This is a genomic window from Pedobacter sp., from assembly GCF_035317785.1.
Lineage (GTDB): Bacteria > Bacteroidota > Bacteroidia > Sphingobacteriales > Sphingobacteriaceae > Pedobacter.
Genome location: NZ_DATHGC010000196.1, coordinates 1 through 6,189, shown reverse-complemented (window position 1 = coordinate 6,189; position 6,189 = coordinate 1). Strand labels below are relative to the sequence as shown.

At 42.9% G+C, this 6,189-nt stretch carries 8 protein-coding genes; 2 read left to right on the top strand and 6 right to left on the bottom strand.

What is annotated here, in order from left to right:
• The first annotated feature begins 174 nt into the window (after window positions 1-174).
• Window positions 175-1,311 carry a pyridoxal phosphate-dependent aminotransferase family protein gene (locus VK541_RS11985; protein WP_324370346.1) on the top strand — a complete coding sequence of 379 codons (1,137 nt, stop codon included), beginning with the start codon at window positions 175-177 and terminating at the stop codon, window positions 1,309-1,311.
• Window positions 1,304-1,915, top strand: coding sequence for a dethiobiotin synthase (gene bioD / locus VK541_RS11980; protein WP_324370343.1), 612 nt, complete (start codon window positions 1,304-1,306; stop codon window positions 1,913-1,915). Before VK541_RS11985 ends, bioD begins: the two co-directional genes overlap by 8 nt.
• Window positions 1,916-1,984: 69 nt before the next feature.
• Here the strand turns inward: bioD and rplT are convergent, their stop codons facing one another.
• The 6 genes from rplT to VK541_RS11950 form a co-directional block, all read right to left on the bottom strand.
• A complete protein-coding gene (gene rplT, locus VK541_RS11975; protein ID WP_090783774.1) occupies window positions 1,985-2,329 on the bottom strand; it encodes a 50S ribosomal protein L20 in 345 nt (114 codons plus the stop codon).
• 75 nt (window positions 2,330-2,404) lie between these two features.
• On the bottom strand, window positions 2,405-2,605 hold the full coding sequence (gene rpmI, locus VK541_RS11970; RefSeq protein WP_048905002.1) for a 50S ribosomal protein L35: 201 nt from the start codon (window positions 2,603-2,605) through the stop codon (window positions 2,405-2,407).
• Window positions 2,606-2,631: 26 nt separating this feature from the next.
• Window positions 2,632-3,201: a translation initiation factor IF-3 gene (gene infC, locus VK541_RS11965; protein ID WP_324370335.1), complete on the bottom strand. Its 570-nt coding sequence runs from the start codon at window positions 3,199-3,201 to the stop codon at window positions 2,632-2,634.
• A gap of 12 nt (window positions 3,202-3,213) precedes the next feature.
• Window positions 3,214-5,139, bottom strand: coding sequence for a threonine--tRNA ligase (thrS, locus tag VK541_RS11960; protein ID WP_324370333.1), 1,926 nt, complete (start codon window positions 5,137-5,139; stop codon window positions 3,214-3,216).
• Window positions 5,140-5,217: 78 nt separating this feature from the next.
• Window positions 5,218-5,955 (bottom strand): (Fe-S)-binding protein, encoded by a 738-nt coding sequence (locus VK541_RS11955; protein WP_324370331.1) that lies wholly within the window; start codon window positions 5,953-5,955, stop codon window positions 5,218-5,220.
• On the bottom strand, window positions 5,955-6,189 hold a 235-nt coding region (locus tag VK541_RS11950; RefSeq protein ID WP_324370329.1), incomplete at its 5' end, for an MFS transporter. The genes VK541_RS11955 and VK541_RS11950, both read right to left, overlap by 1 nt.

Here is a 6,189-nt window from a genome sequence, read left to right as displayed (position 1 = left end):
CCTGAACCTACAATTGAGACCCTGACAAACATGATGTCGCAAATGCAAAAATCAATCTCGCAGCTGAACAAGAACTGAGCTGACATACCCGCGGCCGCAGACACATTAAAAGATTAACAGTTCAATGAATAAAGAAAGCAGATTATTAGTCTGCTTTCTTTATTTTTGAGCATAATGAATACAGCCGAGCAGTTTATTAAAGACAGGTTAGAAAGCAGGGCCAATGATGGTGCGCTAAGAAAACTGTCTTCCAGCCATCTTCCCATAGATTTCTGTTCAAATGATTACCTGGGCTTTGCCAGGTCGATAGCACTAAAAGAGCAGATTGACCAGGAATTAAAAGAAAATGATCTTCATCAAAATGGGTCCGGCGGCTCAAGGCTGCTTAGCGGAAACACTGCATATACAGAAGAAACTGAATTTTTTATCGCTGCTTTCCATCAGGCACAGACGGGCCTGATCTTCAACTCCGGTTACGACGCCAATGTAGGACTGCTTTCCTGCCTTGCACAGCGCGGCGACACCATCATTACAGACGAGCTTGTTCATGCCAGTCTTGTAGACGGAGCCAGACTTACTCATGCCGGCAGGTATACTTTCAGGCACAACGATTTAAACGACCTGGAAACCAAACTCAAAAACGCCAAAGGCAACAGCTATGTCGTCACAGAAAGCGTCTACTCTATGGACGGAGATATTGCCCCTTTAACAGAAATAAACGCCTTATGCGAACAATACAACGCCAATTTCATTGTAGATGAGGCCCATGCTATCGGTATATTTGGCCAGCAAGGCAAAGGACTGGTTCAGCAGCTGGGCCTTCAGGATAGGGTTTTTGCAAGAATAGTGACCTTTGGTAAAGCATTGGGCTGCCACGGCGCGGCCGTACTCGGCAGTCCGGCATTACGTCAGTACCTCATTAACTTCGCCAGATCATTCATCTACACTACCGCCGCGCCGGTCCATACAATAGCCTCGGTAAAATGTGCCTACCAAATGCTTACGGCAACTGACTTTACAACGCTCATCCGGAAAAAGATCAAACACTATGCTGATTTACTAAATGACACGGGTCATGATCATGCCACTCCAACTCCCAGCGCCATTCAAACCCTGTTGTTTCCGGGCAATGCAGCCGCCAAATTAGCTGCAGCACTATTGCAGGACAAGGGGTTTGATGTCAGGGCCATCCTAAGTCCCACAGTGAAGTCCGGTCAGGAACGTCTCAGGATTTGCCTGCATACTTACAATACCGATGAAGAGATCAGACAACTGGCCAGTGAAATATCCCAATTGAAGAACAATGAGTAATACATATTTTGTAACAGGAATAGGAACAGGAATTGGCAAGACCACCGTGAGTGCTGTACTTACGGAAAAATTAAATGCCGACTACTGGAAACCCATACAATCAGGTGACCTGGACATCAGCGATAGCCTGCTCATCAAAAATCTGGTCAGCAATACAAAAACGGTAATCCATCCGGAACGCTACAGACTCAGTCAGCCACTGTCACCTCACTTGTCCGCGAGGATCGATGGCATAGAGATTAGTACCGCGGATATACAAATACCTCAAACAGACAATGACCTGATCATTGAAGGTGCAGGTGGCTTAATGGTACCACTGAATACTGAAGAGTTGGTCCTCGACCTCATCAAGAACCTAAAGGTCAGGATTATTGTGGTGTCGCAAAACTATCTGGGCAGCATTAACCATACCCTGCTTACCTTAGAAGTGCTCAAAGCTAATCAGATCGAGATTGAAGGTTTGATCTTTAATGGCGCTTCAAATCCCGAAACAGAACATTATATTGAATCTTTCAGCAAAATAAAAGTCCTGGGCCGGATCCCACATATGAGCGTGATAGACAAAGAAAGCGTCAGAGAAGCTGGCCGGCACATTACCTTATAAATCCATATACACGACACAAAAAAAGGGAGCCTAAATTAGGCTCCCTTTTCAATATCAGATAATTTTTATCTATTTTACTGCATCAATTACCGCTTTAAAAGCTTCCGGATGGTTCATCGCTAAATCAGCTAAAACCTTACGGTTCAAACCGATATTTTTAGTGGCTAGTTTCCCAATCAATTGAGAGTAAGATATACCATGCTGACGTGCTCCAGCATTGATACGCTGAATCCACAATCCGCGGAATTCTCTTTTCTTAACTTTACGGTCACGGTATGCATACTGCAAACCTTTTTCTACCGTGTTTTTAGCAACGGTGAATACCTTACTTCTTGATCCCCAATAGCCTTTGGCTAAATTTAAGACCTTTTTCCTTCTTCTTCTCGAAGCTACTGCGTTTACCGAACGTGGCATGTTTTAATTGTTTTTGATAAACGGTGTTGCGTTTTACAGCAAACTTATCTACCGGTTACCTGGTTAAAAATTTAATTATTTACCGATTGCAAGCATACGTTTAACGTTGCCCATGTCAGCATCAGAAACCATTGATGTTTGACCTAAGTTACGCTTACGTTTAGTCGACATCTTAGTTAGGATGTGGCTTTTGTATGCGTTCTTTCTTGCGATTTTACCTGTTCCAGTAAGCGAAAAACGCTTTTTAGCACTGGAATTGGTTTTCATTTTTGGCATAACCTGTGTTTATTTATTTAATTTATTTATTTCTTAGCAACTTTTGGCGCAAGTGTTAAAAACATACGCTTTCCTTCCAGTTTAGGCAGCAATTCTACCTTACCCACATCTTCCAATGCCTGGGCAAATTTCAGCAACAAGATCTCTCCCTGCTCTTTGTATACAATAGCCCTGCCTTTAAAGTGAACGTAAGCCCTTACCTTTTCGCCACTTTCTAAAAAGCCGACCGCATGTTTCAGTTTAAACTGAAAATCATGATCATTGGTATTAGGCCCGAATCTGATCTCTTTAATAACCGTTTGTTTGGCATTTGCCTTAATCTCTTTCTGCTTTTTCTTTTGCTCGTAAACAAACTTGCTGTAATCGATTATTCTGCATACAGGCGGCACTGCATTCGGAGAGATCTCTACAAGATCCAGCTCCAATTCGTCTGCTAGTGCCAAAGCTTTTGCCAGAGGATAAATCCCCGGTTCAACATTATCCCCAGCTAACCTTACCTCTTGTGCCCTGATAAACTGATTAATATTATGTTCTGCTTCTTTTTTCTTAAAAGGAGGACGTGGTCCCCTGTTAAATCCTGGTCTGCCTAATGCCAAATGTATATCCTGTTAAACTGTTATTTCTTTAATTAATAATTCACTAAACTCATGCAGGCTCATTTCACCCAAATCTCCCTCACCATGCTTCCTTACCGACACCTTTCCTTCTGCACTTTCCTTCTCTCCAATGATCAGCATATAGGGTATCTTTTTCACTTCTGCATCCCTGATTTTCCTTCCGATCTTTTCATCTCTAAAGTCAATCAGCCCGCGAATATCGGAATTATTTAGTTCATCTGAAACTTTTTTTGCATATTCTTCGTACTTTTCAGAGATAGGCAGGATAATAAATTGTTCCGGTGACAACCACAGCGGGAAATTACCAGCGCAATGTTCTATCAATACTGCAATAAAACGCTCCAAAGAACCAAATGGTGCCCTGTGGATCATCACCGGTCTGTGTTTAAGGTTATCACTTCCTGTATATTCCAGTTCGAAACGTTCCGGCAAATTGTAGTCTACCTGGATTGTGCCCAGCTGCCACTTTCTACCCAAAGCGTCCTTAACCATAAAATCCAGTTTCGGGCCATAAAACGCAGCCTCTCCGTACTCTACAACTGTAGGCAGTCCTTTTTCCGCAGCAGCCTCTATAATCGCTGATTCTGCAAGATGCCAGTTTTCATCACTGCCGATATATTTTGACCTGTTTTCAGCATCCCTTAAAGAAATCTGGGCAATATAATCATCAAAACCCAAGGACTTAAACACGTACAATACCAGGTCGATCACCTTCTTAAATTCCTCTTTCACCTGGTCCGGCCTGCAGAACAAATGCGCATCATCCTGCGTAAACCCACGTACCCTTGTCAGGCCGTGCAGCTCACCGCTTTGTTCGTAGCGGTATACAGTCCCAAATTCTGCAAAACGCAAAGGAAGGTCTTTATATGAACGTGGTTTTACCTTATAGATCTCACAATGGTGCGGACAGTTCATCGGTTTAAGGAAAAATTCTTCTCCTTCCTGCGGTGTCTTTATAGGCTGAAAAGCATCCTTGCCATATTTCTCATAATGACCGGAAGTAATGTATAAATTTTTATGACCAATATGCGGAGTGACTACCTGCTCATATCCGGCCTTAGCCTGTGCTTTTGTTAAAAACTGAACCAAACGTTCACGCAGTGCAGCACCCTTAGGCAGCCACAATGGAAGGCCCATCCCCACTTTTTCAGAAAAAGCAAACAGTTCCAGTTCTTTACCCAGCTTCCTGTGGTCACGCTTTTTAGCTTCTTCGATCATATGAAGATATTCTGTCAGCTCGCTCGCCTTAGGAAAAGTAACACCGTAGATCCTGGTCAGCTGTTTTCTCGTTTCATCCCCGCGCCAGTAAGCACCGGCGACATTCATCAGCTTTACGGCTTTTACAAAGCCGGTATTTGGAATGTGCGGGCCACGGCAAAGGTCGGTGAAGGCACCCTGTGTATAGAAAGTGATTTTTCCATCTTCCAGGCCTTCCAAAAGATCAAGCTTATATTCATCGCCCTTTTCATTGAAATAAGCGACCGCATCAGCCTTTGAAATGGCCTTGCGCTCAAACACTTCCTTCTGTCTGGCCAGCTCCAGGATCTTATCCTCAATGGCTTTAAAGTCATCCGAAGAAAACTCCCGGTCCCCAAAGTCAACATCATAATAAAACCCGGTTTCTATGGCAGGGCCAATTCCGAATTTCGTACCCGGATAAAGTGCTTCCAGTGCCTCGGCCATAATGTGCGCCGAAGAATGCCAGAAAGTAGCTTTACCCGCAGTATCATTCCAGGTCAATAGTTTTACAGAAGCATCAGACTCAACCGGTCTTGACGAATCCCAGATTTCTCCGTTTACCTCAGCGGCTAAAACATTGCGGGCCAGGCCCTCAGAAATTGACAATGCGATTTGATGGGCAGTTGTGCCCTTTTCGTACTGACGGCTTGAGCCATCAGGCAGTGTAATGTTAATCATCTACAACTATGATTTAAAAAATTAAAAAAATGTATGTTACCAGATCACCTACAATGTGATCGTTTGAGGCAAAGTTAACTAATATTCCGTACTTTCCAGCCAGCCATTTGCCAAAACATCTGCTAAATGCATTGTTTTGAGCGGAATATTATTTTTATCGATATAACCCTGCAGGTGCATCAAACAGGAAAGATCTGTAGAAATGATATAGTCGACTTCCTGCTCCAGTGCGTTATTTACTTTCTGTTCAGCCATCGCCGATGAGATGGCGTCAAATTTAACAGCAAAGGTGCCGCCAAATCCGCAGCACATATCAGTTTCCTTCATTTCCACCATTTCCAGTCCGTGGACTTTAGACAGCAGCAAACGGGGTTCATCTTTAATTTTACATTCACGAAGACCACTGCAGGAATCGTGATAAACCGCCCGCCCTTCAAGTTCAGCGCCAAAATAATCCTTTTTCAAAACATTGACCAGAAAATCAGAAAGCTCAAAAATATTGGCCTGTATATTTCTGCATTTGTTGTGCACAATAGTATTGGTAAACAAATCATTAAACCCATTTTTCACCATTCCGACACAGGATGCTGAAGGGGCAACAATATAATCTGTTTCAGAAAAATCTGCCAGAAACTTATTTCCGGTCTCTTTCGCCTGTTCCCAGTAACCGGCGTTATAGGCAGGTTGTCCGCAGCAGGTCTGCGCAGCATTGTAATACACTTCACAACCTGCTTTTTCCAGCAGTTTAATGGTATTGAAAGCAGTTTCAGGATACAACTGATCAACAAAGCAGGGCACAAATAATTCTATTCTCATCAATCAACTTTAGTTTCAACTCTTTTCAACAGCAGCAAAAATACCAAACCTATCACAAAAAATGATGCCAAAGCAATAATAGAATTCCTCATACTTCCTGTTACCTCTTCAATGAATGCAAAACTGAAAAGACCAATCACAATGGCCAGCTTTTCGGTCACATCGTAAAAACTAAAATACGAAGCAGTATCCGGTGTATTCTCAGGTAAAAATTTTGAATAAGTAGATCTTGAC